We start from the raw sequence: 20,181 nt of genomic DNA on the forward strand, positions 1-20,181 counted from the left end.
ATACCATCTGCCTCTCCGATTCCGAGAGAGAAGCGAGCCCGGCGTGAGCGATCTCCCCACGGCACAGATGCCCGCACCGATACCCGCACCGAGATCCGGCATGGCCCCGGACCTTCTCGATCTGTGTGCGGACCCGGCGGAACACCGGCTTCTCATCGGCGTCAGACGCTTCGACGTGCCCTTCCTGCTGACCGCCGCCCTGTCGCACGGAGTGGGCTCCAGCTCCCTCGGCCTCGACCGCGGCAAGGCCGGAAAGGTCAAGGTCGCGGAGTTCCGCCGGATCGCAGGACGCGTTCTGCTCGTCCTGCGCAACAAACACCATCTGGCCACCGGTGACCCCGCCGCCGTCCGCGCGGGCGAGGAGTCCTTCGCCACCTCGGTCGTGTGGAGCGCGCCGGTGCTGCGCGAGCGGGACGGCGCCGTGATCGTGGACGCCACCGGACTGGCGCTCACCGACTTCCACGGCGTGGCCGACCTGCTGCGGGAGCAGGAGCAGGGCATGTACGCGATCGACCCCGACGCGAGCGTCCCGCTCCTGGCGGAAGCCCGGAGCGGCCCCGGCGGCGCCCGGCTGCCCGCCCTGCTCACGCTGCGTGGCGCCGAACCCGGCCCGGCGCTCAGGGCCGTCGTACCCGCACCCGGCTCCCTCACCGTGGTCCAGCATCTGCATCTCGTCCCGCTGCCCGACCCGCCGCTGCCCGCCCGCCGCTACCACCCCGCCTCCGGCGGATACGGCATCGGCCACGACGACCACGGCGCCGCCACGGCGGCCGGCACCCAGGTGAGGTTCCAGCCCCGGCACCGGCTCGAACCCGTCGATCCCACCGCCCCGGCCGGACCCGTACGCCGTCCGATCGTCTTCTCCGTCGACCCGGCCATCCCCGAACCGATACGTACGGCCGTCGTGGAGGGCGGCAACTGGTGGGCGGGCGCCTTCGAACGGTGCGGATTCCAGGACGCCTACCGCGTCGAAGTGGCCCCCGAGGGGCTCGACGACAATGACCTGGGCGTCAACTCCGTGCGGTGGGTGCACCGCGACGGTCGCGGCTGGTCGCACGGCCAGGGGCTCACCGACCCGCGCACCGGCGAGATCATCTGCGGCCGGGTACGGCTCGGCTCCCAGCGCGTCGAGCAGATCACCGCGCTCGCCGAGGCGCTGTACGCCCCGTACGGCAAGCCGGACGAGCGGGAGCGGCTGGCGGCCGTCGAGCGGCTGGTGCTGGGCCGGATGCGGCAGTTGGCGGCCCACGAGATCGGTCACGCCCTCGGCTTCATGCACAACTTCGCCAGTACGCACCATCCGCGTCCCTCGGTGATGGACTATCCGCATCCCCGGGTGACCGTCACCCCGGACGGCGGGCTCGATTCCTCCCGCGCCTATGCCGAAGGGCTCGGCCCCTGGGACGAGTTCCTGGTCGCCCACGCGTACGGACATTTTCCGGGCGAGGACGAGGAGACCGCCCTCGCGCGGCTGCGGCGCACGGCCGCCGGTCAGGGCCTGGTCTATCTCGCGGACGAGGACGCGCGCGGCACCGGCGCGGCGCACGCCGACGCGGTCGTCTGGGTCGCGCCGGTGTCCGACGCCTTCGCCGCGCTGGACGAGGCGCTGGCCGTACGCCGTGTCGCGCTGGCGGGTTTCTCGCGCGCGGTGCTTCCGCCCGGCCGGCAGACCGGGGCGCTGGAGGAACGCGCGGTCCTCCTCCAGCTCTACCACCGCTCCCAGCTCTCGGCCGTCGCCCGGCTGATCGGCGGCGCCCGGTACGCGTACGGACTGGCGGGGGAGGACGGGCCCGGCACCGTACCCGTCGAGGCGGCGGCGCAGCGGCGGGCGCTGGCCCGGCTCGCGAAGCTGCTGCGCGCCGAGCACCTCGCCCTGCCCGCGCACGTGCTGGACGTGCTCACGCCCCCGGCCATCCGCCACGGACGGACCTCGGAGTACTTCGACACCCGCGCGGGGCGGGTCTTCGACCCGTTCAGCGCCGTGGCGGCGACGGCGGCACTCGTCACCGCGGAACTGCTGGATCCGGCCCGGCTCAACCGGCTCGGCTGGCAGCACGCGGCGGATCCCGCCGTCCCGGGCCCCGCCGACCTCGCGGACGCGCTGCTGGACGCCACCTGGCGCCGGCCCGACCCCGTACCGGACGATCTGGTCGCCGGAGAGGCCGTCCAGGAGACCGCGGGCTGGGTGGTGCTCCGCGCCGTGCTGGACGTCCTCGGGAACGACACCCTGCACGACACCGTACGGACCCGGATCCGCGGCCGGCTCCGGCGGCTCGCCGAAGAGTTGCGCGACGGAGGCGAGGCGTCCCACGAGGCGTCCCGGGAGGCGGCATACGAGGCAGCAGCCGCCGTGACCGCCTTCCTGGCCGGTGACGATGTGGCGCTGCCCGGCCCCGTGCCGCGCATCCCGCCCGGCGCCCCGCTCTGAGCCCGGCGCCCCGCTCTGAGCCCGGCGCCCCGCTCTGAGCCCGGCGCCCCGCTCTGAGCCAAGGCGTCCGCCGGGGCCGCGCTCGGTGTCCTGAGGGACTACATGGGGTAAATATCGATCAAAGGGGCCTATCTGCGTAAGGTCGTCATCTTGTTTCACGGTCTGCGGAGGGCTCCGGGCGTCCGAGCACCTGAAGGGCAGGGGCCCGGCAGGGAGAGATCATATGGATGACACGCGCGGCGTGGCCTCCGGGGAGATACGGGACATATCCCTGGGTGGCGAGAGGTGGGCCACGGCTGCGGTCGACGCGGAGGGCGTCATCGCGCGGTGGAGCGCCGGCGCCGAGGCGCTCCTCGGCTACCGGCCCGCCGAAGCCGTGGGACGTGCGGTCGGAGCGCTGCTCTCGGCCGATCCGCCCGACTCCGCGCGCCGGGCGCTGGCCGGCGGGGAGCCGTGGAGCGGCAGGATCGCGGCGCACCACCGGGACGGCGGCCGACGCGAGGTGGAACTGCTCGCGTTCCCGCTGCGAACCGGCGAGGAGGGCACCCGCTGGCTGCTGGCCGCCGCGGCGTCACGGCGCCCCGGCCAGAACGAGGCCCTGATGCGGCGGGCGTTCACCGAGTCCGGGGTGCCGATCGCGATCTACGGCGCGGACCTGCGGCTGCTGCACGCCAACGAGGAACTGTGCCGTGTCATCGGCCGCACGGAAGACGACATGCGGGCCCTGGGGACCGGATTCCTGCCCGAGAGCCGCACCAACGCGGAGGTCCAGCGGGCGCTGCGGAAGGTGCTGAGCACGGGCGAGGCGGTGACCGCGCGGACGTTCCACCGGGCGTCGGCCGAGAAACGCGATCGCGCCTGGGCGCTCTCCCTCGCCCCGCTCAAGGACCCGGCCGGCCGGGTGACCGCCATCGTGCTCACCGGATTCGAGATCACCGAGGAGTACTGGGCCCGCGAGGGCCTCGCCCTGCTGAACGAGGCCGGCATGCGGATCGGCACCACGCTGGACGTGACCCGGACCGCCCAGGAGCTGGCGAGTATGCCCGTGCCCCGGTTCGCCGACTTCATCAGCGTCGATCTGCTCGACTCGGTGCTGCGCGGGGACGAGCCCACCCCGGGCCCCGCCTCGGGCGAGGTCCTGATGCGCAGGGTCGCGCACTGCGCCCACGCGCGGGAGGCTCCGGAGGCAGCCACCCGTATCGGGGAGGTGGCGAGCTATCCGGAAGCCTCGCCGCCGGCCCGCTGCCTGGCCACCGGCCGGGCGGTGCTCACCGGGCCGTGGGACCCCGACTACCACGCCTGGATGGCGGATCGCGGGCGGCACGGCCCGCTGCCCGACCTCGGCGTCCACTCACTCGTCGCGGCGCCGCTGGTCGCCCGTGGGAACACCCTGGGCGTGGCCCTCTTCTCCCGCAGGACGCACACGACGACCTTCACCGAGGACGATCTGACCCTCGCCGAACAACTGGTGGGCCGCGCCGCCGTCTGCATCGACAACGCCCGTCGCTACACCCGCGAACGCGGCACCGCCGAGACCCTTCAGCGCAGCCTGCTGCCGCGCGGACTCTCCCCGCAGTCGGCCGTCGAGGTCGCCACCCGCTATCTGCCCGCCGACTCCCAGTACGGCGTGGGCGGCGACTGGTTCGATGTCATCCCGCTCTCCGGCTCCCGGGTGGCGCTGGTCGTCGGCGATGTCGTCGGACACGGCATCCACGCCTCCGCGACCATGGGACGGCTGCGCACGGCGGTCCGTACCCTCGCGGACATCGACCTGCCCCCGGACGAACTCCTCACCCATCTCGACGATGTGGTGGGCCGGCTCGCCTCGGAGAACACCGACCCGGTCAGCGACGAGGACATCGGCGCCAGCTGTCTGTACGCGGTGTACGACCCGGTGTCCCGCCGGTTCTGCGCGGCCCGCGCGGGCCATCCGCCGCCCGCCCTGGCCACCCCCGACGGCACGGTCAGCCTTCTCGAACTGCCCGGCGGCCCGCCCCTGGGCCTGGGCGATCTGCCCTTCGAATCGGCCGAGTTCGAGATCCCGGAGGGCAGCACGCTCGTCCTGTACACCGACGGTCTGATCGAGAACCGCACGCATGACATCACCTCCAGCATCGACGGGCTGTGCGAGATCCTGACCCATCCGTCGCCCTCGCTGGAGAGCACCTGCGACACCGTGCTCCGTACGCTGCTCTCGCCGCGTCCTGAGGACGATGTGGCCCTGCTCGTCGCCCGCACCCGCGCCCTCGACGCCAGCCAGGTCGTCACCTGGAACCTGCCCGCCGAGCCCGCGCTGGTCTCCGACGCCCGCGACCACGCGATCACCCAACTGGCCACCTGGGGACTGGAAGAGCTGACCTTCACCACCGAGCTGGTGATCAGCGAGCTGTTCACCAACGCCATCCTGCACGCCGAAGGCCCGGTCCAGCTGCGGCTGATCCGTGACCGCGCGCTCACCTGCGAGGTCTCCGACACCAGCACCACGGCGCCGCATCTGCGCCGGGCCCGGGTCTATGACGAGGGCGGGCGAGGTCTGCTGCTGGTCGCCCAGCTCACCGATCGCTGGGGCACCCGCCAGATTCCGAGCGGCAAGGCCATCTGGGCGGAACTGGCGCTCCCGACGGGGTGACCGGGGCCGGGTCGGAACGCGCCCGACCGGGCCCCGGCACGTTCCGCCCGTACGGGACGCGTACGGCGCGTACCGGTGACGTGCCGCCCGTACCGGGCCCCGATCCGTCCTGCCGTCAGCTTCCGCCGAGCGCCGCCGAGACGACGCTCCTGGCCTCCTCCTGCACCCGGCCGAGATGGTCGGGCCCCTGGAAGGACTCGGCGTAGATCTTGTAGACGTCCTCGGTGCCCGAGGGGCGGGCGGCGAACCAGGCGTTCTCCGTGGTCACCTTGATACCGCCGATGGGCGCGCCATTGCCCGGCGCCTCGGTGAGCACCGCCGTGACCCGCTCCCCGGCGAGGGTGTCGGCCGTGACCTGCTCGGGCGAGAGCCGGGCCAGGACAGCCTTCTCCGCCGGGGTCGCCGGGGCGTCGATACGGGCGTAGGCGGGCTCGCCGAAGCGGCCGGTGAGCGTCGCGTAGTGCTCGGAGGGCGTCTTGCCGGTGACCGCGAGGATTTCGGAGGCCAGGAGGGCCAGGATGATGCCGTCCTTGTCGGTGGTCCACACCGAGCCGTCGCGGCGCAGGAAGGACGCCCCGGCCGACTCCTCACCGCCGAACCCGAGCGAGCCGCCGATCAGCCCGTCCACGAACCACTTGAAGCCGACGGGCACTTCGACCAGCTCACGGCCGAGGTCGGCGGCGACCCGGTCGATCATCCCGGACGAGACCAGCGTCTTGCCGACGCCCGCCCCCGCGGGCCACCGCTCACGGTGCGTGTACAGATAGGCGATGGCGGCGGCGAGATAGTGATTGGGGTTCATCAGCCCGGCGTCCGGGGTGACGATGCCGTGCCGGTCGGAGTCGGCGTCATTGCCGGTGGCGATCTGGTACTCGTCGCGCCGCTCGATCAGCGAGGCCATGGCGTACGGCGACGAGCAGTCCATCCGGATCCTGCCGTCCCAGTCCAGCGTCATGAACCGCCAGGTGGGGTCCGTCAGCGGATTGACCACCGTCAGATCGAGCCGGTGCTCCTCGGCGATCCGGCCCCAGTACGCCACCGACGCGCCGCCCAGCGGGTCCGCGCCGATGCGTACGCCCGCGGAGCGCACCGCGTCCAGATCGAGCACGGCCGGCAGATCCGCCACATACGCGCCGAGGAAGTCGTACCGTCCCGTGGACGGCGCGGCCAGCGCGCGGGCGTAGGGCAGCCGCCGTACGTCCTTCAGACCGCCCGCGATGATCTCGTTGGCCCGGTCCTGGATCCAGTTGGTCGCGTCGGAGCCGGCCGGGCCGCCGTTGGGCGGGTTGTACTTGAACCCGCCGTCGGCGGGCGGGTTGTGGGACGGGGTGACGACCACACCGTCCGCCAGGCCCGAGGAGCGGCCGCGGTTGTGGGTGAGGATGGCGTGTGACACGGCGGGCGTGGGGGTGTAGCCGTCGGCGGTGTCGATGAGGACGGTCACGTCGTTCGCGGCGAACACCTCGACGGCGGTCACCCGGGCGGGCTCGGAGAGCGCGTGGGTGTCGGCACCGAGGAAGAGCGGCCCGTCGGTGCCCTGCCGGCTCCGGTACTCACAGATCGCCTGGCTGGTCGCCGCGATGTGGTCCTCGTTGAACGCGGTGGCCAGCGACGACCCGCGGTGCCCGGAGGTCCCGAACGCCACGCGCTGGCCCGGTTCCTCCGGGTCGGGGTGCAGCGCGTAGTACGCGGTCACCAGCCGGGCGACATCGATGAGATCCTCCGGCCGCGCCTGCTGTCCCGCTCGTTCGTGTGGCATCTGACCACTCCTCCGCATCGGTGGTTGCGATCCGCTCGTCGGTTCATCTTCCCGGGTCCGCGTCGCGCCTCGGCGGATGCCCCGCCGATCCGCCCGACGCGGCATGGGAACCGGGCCGTCCGGGGAAACGGGAAGGCCGGGGCGGTCGACCTGGACTCCGGCGGCGCGACGGAGCTGAAGGGCCCCTGGAAGAAGGCCGTTTCGGCGGTGGCCTGGCGCGCTGGGTAACCGGCGCACAGCTGTTCGCTACGATGGCGGGCCCGCGGTTTCCGCACGTCCTCCGGCGTCGTACCCGCGTCATCGAAGGGGTCGAGGATGGCTACGATCAGGGATGTCGCCCGCCGGGCCGGGGTCGCGCCGAGCACGGTCTCGTATGTCTTCAACGGCTCCCGCAGCATCTCCGAGGAGACACGCCTGCGGGTACAGGAAGCCGTGGACGCCCTCGGCTACCACCCCCGGGCCAGCGCGCGCACGCTGCGCAGCAGCCGTACGCAGGTGCTGGCCCTGGCGCTGCCCCGCGCGGCCGGGCTCCAGGACTCCGTGGACGGCCGGTTCGCGATAGATGTCAGCGACGCCGCCAACGCACTCGGCTACGACCTCCTGTTGACCACGTCCCAGGACAAGGCCGGCGGGCTGCGGCGCGTGGCGCTCAGCGGCCTCGCCGACGCGGCGGTGCTGATGGCCGTCGACATGGAGGACGCGCGGATCGATGTCGTACGGGAACTGGCCTTCCCCGCGGCGCTCATCGGCCGGCCCGCCGACGAGAACGCCCTCCCGTGGACCGATCTGGACTGGGAGGAGGCCGCGGCCCTCGCGGTGGGTGAGCTGGCCGCGGCGGGACACCGCGAGATGGTGTATCTGGCGCCGGGTGAATCGGAAGTCAGGGGCCGGCGCAGTTACGCGCTCCGCGGGATCGCGGGCGCCCACCGGGGCGCGCGGACCACCGGCGCCGCCGTCACGGTGGTCCACTCCGTCAACGACCCGGGCAGACTGGCCCATCGGCTCGGCGCGCTGCTCGGGGACCGTACGGACTTGGGCGCCGGAGGGCCGCCGACCGCCCTGATCGTGCAGCATCCCTCGGCGCACCATCACATCCTGACGTCCATGACCGCGGCCGGTCTGCGGGTGCCCGAGGACCTCACCGTCGTGCTGATCGGCACCCTGCCCGGCGATCCGTCGAGCCGCCGGCTGCCCCGGATCGAGCTGCCCGTCGAGACGCTCGCTACCGAGGTCACCCGGCTCGCCGTGGCCGCCGCCGAGGCGCTGCGCGAGGCCGGCGGGCGGAGCGCGGAGGCCAGTACCCGGCTGCTCGCCGCGTCCGTGGGCCATCTGTTGATACGTCCGGTCCTGCTGCCCGGCACGGACCCCCTCGGCCGCTGACACAGCCGCGAGGCGGTGCCACCGGCCATGAGCCGGCGACACCGCCCCCGACACGTCCCGCGCGGTACGTTCAGCGGTACGTTTCGGTGTCTGCGTCAGCAACTGAGATTGGCGCCCGTCTCCACTCCGAGGATCTGGGTGAAGCTCGTGTAATTGTTGATCCGGCTCTGCACCTGGCCGGGGTTTCCGCCATTGCATTCGATGCTGCCGTTGATGCTGCGGATGGTCTCGCCGAATCCGGCGCCATTCACCATCGCGTTGTGCGGCGTCATGGTTCCGGGACCGCTCTGGGTGTTCCAGTACCAGAGACCGGTCTTCCACGCCACGGCCGAGTCGTTCTGCACGAGATCCGGGTTGTTCAGCAGATCGATACCGAGCGCGTCACCCGCGCTCTTGTAGTTGAAGTTCCAGCTGAGCTGAATCGGTCCGCGCCCGTAGTACTTGTCGTTTCCGGCCGGACAGCCATAGGGCTGCGTCGCGTCACAATAGTGCGGATAATTCGCGGTGTTCTGCTCCACGATATGGACCAGACCGCCGGTCTCGTGGCTGACGTTGGCCAGGAACGCCGCGGCTTCCTGCTTCCGTACGGTGTCGCTTCCCGTACCGGCGAAGCCCGGATACGCGCTCAGCGCGGCGGTCAGACCGCTGTACGTGTAGAACGGATTCCGGTTCGGGAACATCTGGTTGAACTGGCCCTCGCTGACGACGAAATCGGCCGCCGCCCGCGGTGACTGGGCCGGCTGCGCCACGGAGGAGGGCGCGAGGGAGAGCAGGGAGACCGCGGCGGCGGCGGCCGTCGCGGTGAGCAGCCCGATGAGGCGCTGACGCATGAGTGACTCACTCTCTGGCTCAGGCCGCCGAACGCGGGGCGGCCCATGCGTATGTGGTGGGGGGTGGTGTGGTGGGGGGATAGAGGGCGGCGTCGGGCACGGGCGAGCCCCGAGTGGGGTGTCAGGGGCTCACCCGGCGTGTGGGGGAGCTGTCGCTCAGCCGCCGACGTTCACATCGATGCAGGCGTAGAACGCGTTCGTGGTGTCGGCGACATTCCAGACCGCCAGTACCTTCTGCTGCCCCGACAGACCGCCGAAGTTCACCTGATGGGTCACGGTCGCGCCCGGCTGCGCGCCATTGTCGTTGAATTCGGCTATCTTCTGCCCGCCCGCGAAGTACTGCCAGGTGCTGGTGGCATGACGCGCGGTCAGCTTCCACTGGAATGACGTGGTGCTGCCGACGGGAGTGACGGCCCAGCCCTTGGAGTTGTCGTCGAGGTCGGAGAACCGGGAGTTTCCGCCGCTGCAACTGGTGAGCCCCTTGGGCCCTTCCACGCTCTGCGGCTCATAGGTGATGTCACCGCAACTGACGGTTCCCGCGGCGCACTGCGCCTGCCGGCTCGGCGGAGTGGAGATATATCCGTGGGCGCTCGCGGAACTCGCGGGAAGGCTCACGGCGAGAACGGGAGCGACGACGGCGCCGAGTACGGCGGCCAGCTTCCTTTTCGTGTGCATGGGTACTCCTTCACATCAGGTCTTCCCGCGCGCTCGCGGATCCGTGGGGGAATCCGGAAACAGCGGGCCGGCCTCTCGAGTGTGGGGGCCAAGAGGCGCGAAGGTCGGCGGTGGATTCCGTCCGCGGACACGGTGGAAATGACGTTGCATCCGGAAAGGTCTCGACCACTTGGACTAGACCATACAGGTCGACGTGCCCCCGTCAAGGGGGTTGCGAGAAAGGCCAGTTGGGGCGACCTGAGGGCAGGGCACGCCGGGCAAAAGCTATGAGCGGCGATATTTCTGACGACACGTATAAAATGCCCGCATTTGCCAAGTTTCACTGATGTTCACGCCCTCTGGGGGGACGCATGACTTCGCAGAGCGGTGCGGAAGTGAAAGACCCTGGAAGCCAGGTCAGGGCCGGTCGGCTGCGGCTGCTGGGGGAGTGGTGCGCCCGGCACTTCATCACCGTCATCGTGCTCTGGCTCCTCGCACTCGGCGGGCTGTACGGACTCAATACCGCCTTCGGCGGCACCTACTCCGACAACTTCTCGCTCCCCGGTACGCAGTCGGACGACGGGGCGCGGGTCCTCGGCCGGCATGTTCCGGGGGCGGGCGGCATCGGCGCGCAGGTGGTGCTGTACGACGCGCGGCGGCCGCTGACCGGCGTACAGAGCCAGGTCGACCGGGCGGTCGGCTCGCTCAGGACGCTCCCGCACGTACTGTCGGTCACGAGCCCCCTGCCCTCGACGCCCGCCGCGCCGCCCACCGGCGCGCTCTCCCCCGACGGCAGGACCGGCTATATCGGCATCCAGTTCAACGCCAACCCCACCTCGTTCGGCGGCTCCTACCTCCATGGGGTCGACGCGGCGGTCCAGCCGCTCCGTGCCGCCGGTGTGCAGGTCGAGTACGGAGGTCTGCTCGGCGAACTGGCCCGGCCCAGGCCCACTGATCTGACCAGCGAGATCATCGGATTCGGCGTGGCGGTGATCGTCCTGCTGGCCGGCTTCGGCAGTATCATCGCCGCCGCGATCCCGCTGGTCACCGCCCTGATCGGGGTCATCGTCGGGGTGAGCTGTCTGGGCCTGATCGCGGCGGCCACCACCTTCGCCAGCGTCTCGCCGACCCTGGCGACCATGATCGGTCTGGGCGTCGGGATCGACTACGCGCTGTTTCTGATCACCCGTCACCGGCAGCGGCTCATGGACGGGGCCGACCCGGTGGCGGCGGCCGGCCGGGCGGTCGCCACCAGTGGCCGTGCCGTCATCGTCTCGGGCTGCACCGTCATCGTCGCCCTCGCCGGGCTGTATGTGTCGCAGGTCAGCTTCATCGGAAAGCTGGGCGTCGCCGCCGCCGTTACGGTCGTCACCGCCGTTGCCGGCGCCATCACACTGGTGCCCGCGCTCCTCGGGCTCGCCGGGCGCCGTATCGACCGCTACTGGGTCCGCCGCCCGGTCGCGGAAGGCGACCCGGCTCCGGCCCCGGCGCCGAAAGGTGTGGAGCGCGGGGAGCGTAAGAAACGTACGGGACGCACGGAGCCGGCCGACGGGGCGGTGCACGACGGCTGGCACCGGTACGCGCAGCGGGTGGAGCGCCGCCCCTGGTGGTTCCTGCTCGCCGGACTCGTGGCGGTGGGCGTGCTCGCGATCCCGCTGTTCTCCATCCGCCTCGGGCATATCGACGACGGCGCCGACCCCACCAGCTTCACCGACCGGCGCGCCTACGACCTGATCTCGGCCGGCTTCGGACCGGGCGCCAACGGGCCGTTCATCCTCGTCGTCGACCAGAGCGCGGTGCCGGCGGCCGACCGCCCTGCGCTGGCCTCCCGGATCGAGCGGGCACTCACCGACGTCCCGGGGGCGGCCAGTATCACTCCTCTCCAGCCCACCGCCGACGGCCAGTTGCTGACCGGTACGGCGATCCCCAGCGGCGCGCCGCAGTCGGCCGGGACCACCACGCTCTTCCATCACCTCAAGGACGACGCCCTGCCGGGTGCCGTGTCGGGCACCGGCGCGAAAACGTATGTGACGGGCACGACCGCCGCCATGGAGGACTTCCTCGATCTCATCACCGCCCGGCTGCCGCTCATCATCGGTGTCGTCGTGGCCCTGGCGTTCGTCATCATCCTGATCGTGTTCCGCGGCCTGCTGGTGGCTCTCAAGGCCGCCGTGCTCAATCTGCTGTCGATCGCCGCGTCGTACGGAGTGGTGGTCGCCGTCTTCCAATGGGGCTGGGGCGGGCCCTCGTTGGGCATCTCGGGGACGGTGCCGATCGAGAGTTACGTGCCGATGATGATGTTCGCCATCGTGTTCGGGCTGAGCATGGACTACGAGGTGTTCCTGCTCGCGCGGGTCCAGGAGTCATGGCTGCGCACCCACGAGAGCAAGGGAAGTGTGGCGCTCGGTCTGGAGATCACGGCGCGAGTGATCAGCTGCGCCGCACTCATCATGGTCAGCGTCTTCGCCGCGTTCATCCTGAGCGACAACATCGTGGTCAAGATGCTGGGCCTCGGGCTGGCGGTCAGCGTCCTCATCGACGCCACGATCGTCCGCCTGCTGCTCGTGCCCGCGGTGATGACACTGCTCGGCGGAAGCGCCTGGTGGCTGCCCGGGTGGCTGGACCGGATCCTGCCGCAGGTGAACAGGGAGGGCGAGGAGGCGACACCGTGCCGCCGGAGCGCGTCCGACGGGCGTCCGGGGGCCGGGGTCCAGGGCCCGCCTCATTGACGTGGGCGCGTCATGGTCGTACCTTCCGGGAGCGCTCTTTCATGCACTCGTCCGCCCCTCACCCGCGTCGCCCGATCACGGAGTGGCCCATGTGGACAACGTTGTCAGCCCGGATGCGCCAGCTGTTGGCACCGACCGTCACCGCACTCGTGGTGAGCACACTCGCGGCGGTGACACCCCAAGCCGCCGCGGCCGGGACCACCGCCCCCGCGGCCGCTCCCGCCGCCACCATCTGCAACGCGTACTGCGACGCCCGCGACCCCGCGCTCGCGCCGGAGGACCGCACCCCCGTCACCACCACGCTCTTCTCGCGGGCCATCACCCTGCACTTCAACGACCATGACGCGATGGGCTGGGGCTCGATCGACAACGGCAGTCCGGGCGACGAGGTCTGGCTCGACCGGTCCTTCGACGGCGGACGCACCTGGAGTTCCGGCAGCCGCCTCGGTGCCACCATCGTGCCCGGCGGACAGCGCGGCTGGCGCACCCTGATGTACAACGTGGACGACTGGAACAACCGAGGCGTCGGCGCCCTGCGTGCCTGCGGCAAGGCCGGCGACCGTACGGAGATCGCGTGCACGCCATGGGCGCGGACGACCTGGAACGCGTACGACCGGCGTACGGCCGCGGCCACGGCGCAGATGCAGTTCTACAACAACGCCACCGGTCTCTTCGACACCAGCGGCTGGTGGAATTCCGCCAACGCCCTCACCGCGGTCATCGACAACATCCGGGTCACCGGCATGCCCAGCTACCGGTACGCCATCGCCAACACCTACGACCGTCAGCTGGGCGCGGCGGGCGGTCAGTTCCGCAACGACTACATCGACGACACCGGATGGTGGGGGCTGGCCTGGGTCGCCGCGTACGACGCGACCGGCGACAGCCGCTATCTGAACACCGCACGCGCGGACGCCGACCACATGGCCGCGTACTGGGACGGCACGTGCGGCGGCGGTGTGTGGTGGAGCACCGCCAGGACCTACAAGAACGCCATCGCCAACTCCCTCTACATCCAGCTCAACGCGGCGCTCCACAACCGGATCCCGGGCGACACGGCGTATCTGGGCCGGGCCCGCGCGGGCTGGTCCTGGTTCCAGGGCACCGGCATGGTCAACGGCTCGCGGCTGGTGAACGACGGCATCGATCTGGGCACGTGCCGCAACAACAACGGCACCGTCTGGTCGTACAACCAGGGCGTGCTGCTGGGCGCGCTCACCGAGCTGCACCGCGCCACCCAGGACGGCCAACTCCTCACCACTGCACGACAGCTGGCCGACGCGGCGACCACCGCCCCGTCCCTGCACACCGCGGACGGCATCCTGCGCGACCCCTGTGAGGGCGGGGACTGCGGGGCCGACGGACCGTCGTTCAAGGGCGCGCATGTACGCGGGCTCGGCAAGCTCAACGCCGCGCTCGCCGACCACCCCTACACGGCGTATCTGAGGAAGCAGGCCGACACCGCGTACGCCCGGGACCGCAATCCGCTCGACCAGTACGGGCTGCGCTGGAGCGGACCGCTCGACACGGCCGACGCCGCGCGCCAGCACAGCGCGCTCGACCTGCTCAACGCCGCTCCGTGAAGCACTGCGGATGCGGGATCGCCCGGCAGCGGTGATGGTGGACGTGACCACCGTTCCGAGCGAGGAGCAGAACATGTCGATGCTCGACAAACTGAAGGGCCTCTTGAAGGGCCATGAGGACCAGGCGCGCCAAGGGGTGGAGAAGGCGGGCGACGCGTTCGACCGGAAGACGGGCGACAAGTACAAAGACCAGGTCGACATGGCTCAGAAGAAGATCGAGGAGCAGCTCGGCGCGGAGCCTCCCAAGGACGACAGGCCGCCGCACGGGTGACGGGCAAGGATCACAACCACTGACCGACGGTTCTGAGCGCCGTCGGTCATGTCGGTCACTGGAATTCCTCGGCTCAGCGGGATTCCTCGGCTCCGCCCTGCTTCTTCCGCTCCAGGGCGGCCCGTACCATCGCCGCCGCGAAGAGGGCCGGATCGGTGTCACCGGCCAGCCGCGCCAGTGCCTTGGGCTCGTCCGGCAGCCCGCGTTCGTGCGCTCCCTGGAGGGCCTTCGCGTCCAGGTACGGGGCGACCTCCGGCCAGATCCCCTGGACCTCGCGCAGGAAGATGTCCACACCGACGGGGCCGAGCCCGGGTACCTCCCGGAGCAGCGACCGCAGAGCGGTGATGTCTCCGCCCGCGGCCTCGCGGAGCCGGCGCAGATCCCCTCCGTACTTCTTCAGCAGCAGCTCGGCGCCCACGCCGAGCTGTGTCGCGGTGCGCTCGTCGTACCGGCGGTAGCCCCCCTCGCCGAGCGCGTCCACGCGCTGCTGCCAGGTGGAGTCCGCCATGCGGTGCGCGTCGCGCAGCCCGGCGTCCGAGAGCGCGCGGGAGGCCGCGACAGCGGTCTGGCTGCGGATCCGCGCGCTCAGCAGACAGGACAGCACCAGCAATTGGTAGAGCGGCTGCGGGGTGTTGCGCAGATGGATACCCGCCTCATCGGCGTACGTCCGGCCAAGGGTGTCGAGCAGGTCCCGTACGGCCTCGCGGGTGCTGGTTGTCGGCACGACGCACCTCCTCCGTCGTTCAGTGGCCGTTTCCATTGTGACGCGGTCAGGTATCAGACGCATGCGTTCGAACATCGAACCGGAAGCGCTTTCCGTCCGTGCCCATGAATGACATGGGCACGACTTCCGCTACGAGAGGGATCACCCCGCAATGAACAGACCGGAGTTACCCCGACGCGTCCGGCGCACGGTCGCCGTTGCCGTTCTCGCTCTCTGTTCGGTCCTCGCGGTCCCCACCGCGTCCTCCGCCCTTCCCGTCCCCACCGCTTCCGTCGCCGCCCCGGCAGCCGCGTCCGCCACCACCCCCGTCGTCACCTGGGCGGCGAGCGCCGACCGGCTCGACGCGGCCGTCCCCGCGCGCACCCACCGGGTGGTCGTCCACACCAGCGCGGGCGGCAGCGCGCTGCGGATCCGGCTGTCGAACGCCTTCGGCGAGCAGCCGGTGACCTTCGGGCGCGCCTATGCCGGGGTACGGGCCGCGGGCGCGGCCCTGGTGCCCGGCAGCAACCGCGCGCTGACCTTCCGGGGCGCCGCCTCGGTCACCGTCCCGCCCGGCGGTTCCGTATACAGCGATCCGCTGCCCGGCGCCGTACGCCCGCAGTCGGATCTGGCCATCAGTGTGTACGTACAGGACGCGGCCGGAACCGCCACCGGCCACCGGATGGGGCTCCAGACCTCCTACATCGCGCCCGACGGTGACCATGCGGCCGAGGACACCGCCACGGCCTTCACCCAGCAGACCGGCTTCCGCTACTACCTCGACGCGGTCGTGGTCGACGCCCCGCGCGGCACCGGGGCCGTCGTCGCGCTCGGTGACTCGATCACCGACGGCGCCATCTCCACCGCCGACGCCAACCGCCGCTGGCCCGACTTCCTCGCCGGCCGGCTCCAGAGCGATCGCCGCACCTCGCTCAAGGGCGTTGCCAACGAAGGGATTTCGGGCAACAAGGTCCTCTCCGACGGTGCGGGCGAGAGCGCGCTGAAGCGGCTCGACCGGGACGTACTGTCGCAGCGCGGTCTGCGTACGGTGATCCTGCTCGAAGGCGTCAATGACATCAAGGCGACCCCGGCGCCCACGGCCGCCCAAGTCATCGCCGGATACCGGGAGATCATCGCCCGGACCCATGCGGCCGGTGCCTGTGTGGTGGGGGCGACCGTCATGCCGTACGAGGGCTGGCGGGAGTGGAACGGGGGCGGCGAAGCGGTCCGCCAGGAGGTCAACACCTTCATCCGCGAGAGCGGGGCGTTCGACGGGGTGGTGGACTTCGACGCCGCGGTCAAGGACCCGGCGGCCCCGTCGAAGATCCTTCCCGCGTACGACAGCGGGGACCATCTGCACCCGAACGACGCGGGGATGAAGGTCATGAGCGACACCGTGGATGTGCGCGGCCTGCGCTGCGGCCGATAGCCACAGCTGTCGCGGTGCGAGGGGGCGGAGGCGCGTACGGCCTCTGCCCCCGGGCCGGTACGCGGTGTGTCCGGGCGGCTCAGCCGAGCAGTCGCAGCGCGGTGGCCGACCTGCCGAGGCGGACCGTCTGCCCCCACGTCAGCTCCAGGGCGTCACTCTCCATACCGTCGCCGAAGGCCACCAGCCGGTCGGACTCGACGGTGAGCCTGAGCCGTTCCGCGCGGTCGAGCACGCCTTCCACCCGCGCGGTACCGGTGGTGGGGGAGGGCCACGCCTCCCTTACGTACCAGACCAGTTGGGGATCGGCGGGGCCCGGAACCGGCAGCGCGCTGCCGCGTTCCCGTCGTACCGAACGCAGCCATCCCGTGGCGCCCGTGCCGGTGCCCACCAGTACCCCGGACGACGCCTGGGCCTCGGCCGGGGCGCTCTCGTCGTCCGGGCCCAGACGGTAGCGGGCGGTCTGGTGGTCCGGCCGGCCGAGGTAGATCTCGTTGAGCGCGAGCAGCCGTTGGGTGTCGTCGGCGACCGCCTCCACCATGGTCAGCTCATCGACGGTGCCCGCGCCGGCCTCCGCCGCGCGCAGCAGTCCCGGGGCGTCGGCCGCGCGGTGGCGCGCCAGCACACCGAGACCCCGGCCGGGGTCCGGGTCGATCCCCACCACCGGCTGGCCCGACAGATACTTGGCCGCGTTGGCGACCAGCCCGTCCTGGCCCACCACGACCACCACATCCTCCGGCGCGAAGAGGAAGCGGTCCAGGTCCGCGCGCTCCACCCGTGCCTGCCGCCATCGCGGCGGCACCGCGCCCGCCACCTCGGCGAGCGCCCGCCGCGCCCGGTGGTGCCGGTCCGCCACCTCCTCGACCGACCGGCCGCGCGAGGAGAGGAAGAAGGCGGCCTGGCCATGGGTGCCGTGCCGGGTGAGCAGCTCCTCGTACTCACTGGTGCGGTACACCAGCACGGCGCGTGGCGCCAGACTCATGCCCGCTCCTCGCCCGGCCGGCCCAGCCTGGCCAGCAGGCCGGTGAGCACGTCGGGGGAGAGGGTGACGCTCTCGATGTGCGGCAGGTTCTCGGCGAGCCGGGTGGCGGCCAGCGCGTGCAGTGTGGCGGCGTCCGTCTCCGCGTGCACCCTGAGCCAGGCGGACTGGGCCCCGGCCCGCGCCTCACCGGTCTCCCGCGCCGCCTCGGCCTCGGCCCTCGCGAGCCGTACGGTACGCAGCGCCTCGGCCTCCGCGCGTACGGCATCGGCTGCCGCGCTCTCCTCGGCCTCGCGACGGGCGTTGGTGCCGTGCTGCTCGACCAACTGCTCTTCCCTGCGAGCCAGTTCGATCCGGCTGGCGAGTTCGTTCTCGGCGATGGTCCGCTCGCGCTCCACGGCCACGGCCCGGCGCTCGTAGGTGGCCCGGTCCGCCTCCTGCTGGATCAGCTCGCGCGCCGGGGTACGCAGCGCGCGCTCCACCTCGGGCTCGGGCCGGATCGCGACGACCCGTACCGCCACCACCTCGATACCGGTCGCGGGCAGCCGGGGCTCCGTCGCGAGCCCCTCGGAGATCCGCTCCCGTACGGCCGCGACGCCGTCCGCCAGCGCCGCGGACAGCGGTGTGCGGGCCAGTACATCGAGGGCGTGCTGCTGCGCGGTCTCGGTGAGCAGGGTAGCGAGCTGCTCCAGCGGAGCGCCGCGCCAGGCGCCGGTGTCCGGATCGATGGAGAAGTCCAGCCGGCCGGCGGCGGTGGCCGGTTCGCTGATCCGGTAGGTCACGGTGGACTGCACGGTGACGTCCTGGAAGTCGGCGGTACGCGCGTGAAAGGCCATGGCCAACTCGCGGTCGTCCACCGGTACTTCGGAGAGTGCGGCGGTCAACGCCCGGAACCGGAAGCTCAGTCCGGGACCGTCGTGGACGAGCCGGCCGCGCCGGTGATGGCGTACATGGGCGGTCGGGGCGGAGCGCAGATGACGCCATCCGAGGCGCCGGGTGATGTCGGCCATGGAAGGGACCCCCTCTGTTTTTCGTCAGTAAGACGATATCGAGACGGCTGCTTGTCGTCAAGGTGACGAGAGTGGATGGGGTCCGGCCCGGTCTCACCCGTACGGCCCATCAACGCCGCCCCCTCGCACGCCGCCCCGCAGAGAGTGGAGTCGTACGCCGTCGCGCACCGCCCCTCCACACCCACGGAGCCCGCCATGACCTGTGACAGCCGACGCGATCTCGGCCTGCTCGCCCTGCGACTCGGCACCGGAGCGGTGCTCGCCGCGCACGGCTCCCAGAAGCTGTTCGGCTGGTTCGGCGGCGGAGGGATCGACGGGACGGCCCAGGCGTTCGAGACGATGGGCTTCCGGCCGGGCAGACCGAGCGCGATCGCCTCAGGGCTCGCCGAGGCCGGCGGCGGCGTACTGCTGGCACTCGGCCTGGCCGCCCCGGCGGCCGGAGCGGCGGCGGCGGGCGGCATGGCGGGAGCCGCCGCAGTCAGTGTCCCCAACGGATTCTTCGTCCAGTCGGGCGGCTTCGAATACCCGGCCTTCCTCGGCTGGACCGCGGCCTCCATCGGCCTGATGGGCGCGGGCCGTTACTCCCTCGACCGCGCCACCCGCCACTGTCTCGACCAGCCCTGGATGATCCCGGTCGCCTTCATGACCAGCGCGGCGGCGGCGATCGTGATCATCAACAAGCGAGCCAAGGCGCTGGCGGCCGACCAGCGGGCCAACACCGCGGACGGCGCCCCGGCAGAGGGCTGACGCGTCATGGCTGACCAGCAGGGCGACGAGCGGAACGCGGAGCCGGACAGTACGGCGGTGCGGGTCGCTCTGTGGCGGGCCCTGCACGTCCAGGTCGATCCGCCGCCCCATGTCCTCGAAGACGAGATCGGCCTGCGGCTGGCCGCCCCCGAGGACGGCCGGCGCCGTCGCGGGGACATGGATCCGCGTGGCACCGCCCGGTACCGGGCGGGCATCGTGGCACGGGCCCGCTTCGTCGAGGACCTGGTGGTCGAGCAGGCCGGCCATGGCGTCGGCCAGTACGTCATCCTGGGAGCGGGCCTGGACACCTTCGCCCAGCGCAGGTCGGAGACGGCCGCCCGCCTCCGGGACGCCCTTCCTCAGCTTCTTCGCGCCGCGGGAAATCCTGGCCCTGGCCCGCGCCGCCGGATTCACCGACGCCCGGCACGTATCGGCGGCCACGCTCAACCAGCGGTACTTCGCCGGCAGGACGGACGGCCTCCGGACGTCGAACGGGGAAGAGCTGCTGGTGGCGACCGTCTGAGCGTAGGCTGGTGGGGACTTCGTGAGGTGGGGCGGAACAGGGGTGCCCGGCGCCTCGACACCCAGTTGATGGAGCCCAGTTGGGCGACGTCGAGGACCGGGCATCGGTACGGACATCCGGTCGTCGCGCGGCGCCGGTCCCGCCGTCCCTCCTCGACCGGTCCGACCAGGGAGACGCCCCACGCCATGGCAGATCTCAATATCCGCGACAACCGGCCGCAGGGGCGCTTCGAGGCGTACCAGGACGGCGAGGCGGTCGGTGTCATCGCCTACTTCGCGCTGGCCGCCACGCCTTCCGCGCTGGTCGCGGTGCATACCGTGGTGGAGGAGGGGCACGAGGGCAAGGGCATCGCGGGGACGCTGGTGCGGGAGTTCTACGCGATGGCGGCGCGCGAGGGCGTGTCCGTCGTACCTCTGTGCTCGTACGCGGCCGGATGGGCGCAGCGCCATCCCGACGAGGCGCCCGAGGCCCCGGCCGAGACGGTCAGTGCCGCGAAGGAGCAGCTGAAAGCCTCGCCGCGGCGCTGGTGA

At 71.7% G+C, this 20,181-nt stretch carries 15 protein-coding genes and 1 pseudogene; 10 read left to right on the forward strand and 6 right to left on the reverse strand.

All coding sequences use genetic code 11. The annotated features are described in order from the left end of the window. The first annotated feature begins 100 nt into the window (after positions 1-100). On the forward strand, positions 101-2,428 hold the full coding sequence (locus IF11_RS0100300; RefSeq protein WP_030349286.1) for a zinc-dependent metalloprotease: 2,328 nt from the start codon (positions 101-103) through the stop codon (positions 2,426-2,428). 223 nt (positions 2,429-2,651) lie between these two features. Beyond that, positions 2,652-5,057 (forward strand): SpoIIE family protein phosphatase, encoded by a 2,406-nt coding sequence (locus IF11_RS0100305; protein ID WP_030349287.1) that lies wholly within the window; start codon positions 2,652-2,654, stop codon positions 5,055-5,057. A 115-nt stretch (positions 5,058-5,172) separates the two neighbouring features. Here IF11_RS0100305 and pgm read toward each other — a convergent pair whose 3' ends face one another. After that, positions 5,173-6,816: a phosphoglucomutase (alpha-D-glucose-1,6-bisphosphate-dependent) gene (pgm, locus tag IF11_RS0100310; RefSeq protein WP_030349288.1), complete on the reverse strand. Its 1,644-nt coding sequence runs from the start codon at positions 6,814-6,816 to the stop codon at positions 5,173-5,175. A gap of 315 nt (positions 6,817-7,131) precedes the next feature. Here pgm and IF11_RS0100315 point away from each other — a divergent pair, with 315 nt between their 5' ends. Continuing rightward, entirely contained in the window at positions 7,132-8,196 is a 1,065-nt protein-coding gene (locus IF11_RS0100315) for a LacI family DNA-binding transcriptional regulator (RefSeq protein ID WP_030349289.1), read from the forward strand. A 95-nt stretch (positions 8,197-8,291) separates the two neighbouring features. Here the strand turns inward: IF11_RS0100315 and IF11_RS0100320 are convergent, their stop codons facing one another. Beyond that, on the reverse strand, positions 8,292-9,026 hold the full coding sequence (locus IF11_RS0100320) for a chitinase (RefSeq protein ID WP_030349290.1): 735 nt from the start codon (positions 9,024-9,026) through the stop codon (positions 8,292-8,294). Positions 9,027-9,182: 156 nt separating this feature from the next. Continuing rightward, on the reverse strand, positions 9,183-9,701 hold the full coding sequence (locus tag IF11_RS0100325) for a lytic polysaccharide monooxygenase auxiliary activity family 9 protein (RefSeq protein WP_030349291.1): 519 nt from the start codon (positions 9,699-9,701) through the stop codon (positions 9,183-9,185). Positions 9,702-10,051: 350 nt separating this feature from the next. Between IF11_RS0100325 and IF11_RS0100330 the strand changes: the two genes are divergently transcribed. The 3 genes from IF11_RS0100330 (at position 10,052) to IF11_RS0100340 (ending at position 14,263) form a co-directional block, all read left to right on the forward strand. Then, positions 10,052-12,409: an MMPL family transporter gene (locus tag IF11_RS0100330; protein WP_030349292.1), complete on the forward strand. Its 2,358-nt coding sequence runs from the start codon at positions 10,052-10,054 to the stop codon at positions 12,407-12,409. 89 nt (positions 12,410-12,498) lie between these two features. Then, complete coding sequence (locus IF11_RS0100335) at positions 12,499-13,992, forward strand: glycoside hydrolase family 76 protein (RefSeq protein ID WP_240627932.1); 1,494 nt, start codon at positions 12,499-12,501, stop codon at positions 13,990-13,992. A 73-nt stretch (positions 13,993-14,065) separates the two neighbouring features. After that, positions 14,066-14,263 carry an antitoxin gene (locus tag IF11_RS0100340; RefSeq protein WP_030349294.1) on the forward strand — a complete coding sequence of 66 codons (198 nt, stop codon included), beginning with the start codon at positions 14,066-14,068 and terminating at the stop codon, positions 14,261-14,263. 73 nt (positions 14,264-14,336) lie between these two features. Here the strand turns inward: IF11_RS0100340 and IF11_RS0100345 are convergent, their stop codons facing one another. Further along, positions 14,337-14,987, reverse strand: a complete 651-nt coding sequence (locus tag IF11_RS0100345) for a hypothetical protein (RefSeq protein WP_030349295.1) — start codon at positions 14,985-14,987, stop codon at positions 14,337-14,339. A 151-nt stretch (positions 14,988-15,138) separates the two neighbouring features. On the opposite strand from IF11_RS0100345, the gene IF11_RS0100350 reads away from it, so the two are divergent. Next, the gene (locus tag IF11_RS0100350) at positions 15,139-16,395 is read left to right on the forward strand and encodes an SGNH/GDSL hydrolase family protein (protein ID WP_030349296.1); all 1,257 of its coding nucleotides are present in this window, start codon (positions 15,139-15,141) and stop codon (positions 16,393-16,395) included. 79 nt (positions 16,396-16,474) lie between these two features. On the opposite strand, the gene IF11_RS0100355 is transcribed toward IF11_RS0100350, so the two are convergent. Both IF11_RS0100355 and IF11_RS0100360 read right to left on the reverse strand, forming a co-directional pair. Continuing rightward, positions 16,475-17,374 (reverse strand): NAD(+)/NADH kinase, encoded by a 900-nt coding sequence (locus IF11_RS0100355; protein WP_030349297.1) that lies wholly within the window; start codon positions 17,372-17,374, stop codon positions 16,475-16,477. Beyond that, positions 17,371-18,381 (reverse strand): SPFH domain-containing protein, encoded by a 1,011-nt coding sequence (locus tag IF11_RS0100360; RefSeq protein ID WP_030349298.1) that lies wholly within the window; start codon positions 18,379-18,381, stop codon positions 17,371-17,373. The genes IF11_RS0100355 and IF11_RS0100360 overlap by 4 nt, the downstream gene beginning before the upstream one ends. Before the next feature lie 195 nt (positions 18,382-18,576). Here IF11_RS0100360 and IF11_RS0100365 point away from each other — a divergent pair, with 195 nt between their 5' ends. The 3 genes and pseudogenes from IF11_RS0100365 (at position 18,577) to IF11_RS0100375 (ending at position 20,181) form a co-directional block, all read left to right on the forward strand. Beyond that, positions 18,577-19,128: a DoxX family protein gene (locus tag IF11_RS0100365; RefSeq protein WP_030349299.1), complete on the forward strand. Its 552-nt coding sequence runs from the start codon at positions 18,577-18,579 to the stop codon at positions 19,126-19,128. A 6-nt stretch (positions 19,129-19,134) separates the two neighbouring features. Further along, positions 19,135-19,651: pseudogene (locus IF11_RS38155) on the forward strand (class I SAM-dependent methyltransferase). A gap of 185 nt (positions 19,652-19,836) precedes the next feature. Then, positions 19,837-20,181, forward strand: a complete 345-nt coding sequence (locus IF11_RS0100375) for a GNAT family N-acetyltransferase (protein WP_030349300.1) — start codon at positions 19,837-19,839, stop codon at positions 20,179-20,181.

The organism is Streptomyces scopuliridis RB72 (assembly GCF_000718095.1).
Lineage (GTDB): Bacteria > Actinomycetota > Actinomycetes > Streptomycetales > Streptomycetaceae > Streptomyces > Streptomyces scopuliridis.

Excerpts from the sequence above, each read along its gene's own strand:
- IF11_RS0100375 (WP_030349300.1), top strand. The coding sequence starts at position 19,837 with ATGGCAGATCTCAATATCCGCGACAACCGGCCGCAGGGGCGCTTCGAG.
- IF11_RS0100315 (WP_030349289.1), top strand. The coding sequence starts at position 7,132 with ATGGCTACGATCAGGGATGTCGCCCGCCGGGCCGGGGTCGCGCCGAGC.
- IF11_RS0100320 (WP_030349290.1), bottom strand. The coding sequence starts at position 9,026 with ATGCGTCAGCGCCTCATCGGGCTGCTCACCGCGACGGCCGCCGCCGCC.
- IF11_RS0100340 (WP_030349294.1), top strand. The coding sequence starts at position 14,066 with ATGTCGATGCTCGACAAACTGAAGGGCCTCTTGAAGGGCCATGAGGAC.
- pgm (WP_030349288.1), bottom strand. The coding sequence starts at position 6,816 with ATGCCACACGAACGAGCGGGACAGCAGGCGCGGCCGGAGGATCTCATC.
- IF11_RS0100305 (WP_030349287.1), top strand. The coding sequence starts at position 2,652 with ATGGATGACACGCGCGGCGTGGCCTCCGGGGAGATACGGGACATATCC.
- IF11_RS0100335 (WP_240627932.1), top strand. The coding sequence starts at position 12,499 with ATGTGGACAACGTTGTCAGCCCGGATGCGCCAGCTGTTGGCACCGACC.
- IF11_RS0100350 (WP_030349296.1), top strand. The coding sequence starts at position 15,139 with ATGAACAGACCGGAGTTACCCCGACGCGTCCGGCGCACGGTCGCCGTT.
- IF11_RS0100300 (WP_030349286.1), top strand. The coding sequence starts at position 101 with ATGGCCCCGGACCTTCTCGATCTGTGTGCGGACCCGGCGGAACACCGG.
- IF11_RS0100325 (WP_030349291.1), bottom strand. The coding sequence starts at position 9,701 with ATGCACACGAAAAGGAAGCTGGCCGCCGTACTCGGCGCCGTCGTCGCT.
- IF11_RS0100360 (WP_030349298.1), bottom strand. The coding sequence starts at position 18,381 with ATGGCCGACATCACCCGGCGCCTCGGATGGCGTCATCTGCGCTCCGCC.
- IF11_RS0100355 (WP_030349297.1), bottom strand. The coding sequence starts at position 17,374 with ATGAGTCTGGCGCCACGCGCCGTGCTGGTGTACCGCACCAGTGAGTAC.
- IF11_RS0100365 (WP_030349299.1), top strand. The coding sequence starts at position 18,577 with ATGACCTGTGACAGCCGACGCGATCTCGGCCTGCTCGCCCTGCGACTC.
- IF11_RS0100330 (WP_030349292.1), top strand. The coding sequence starts at position 10,052 with ATGACTTCGCAGAGCGGTGCGGAAGTGAAAGACCCTGGAAGCCAGGTC.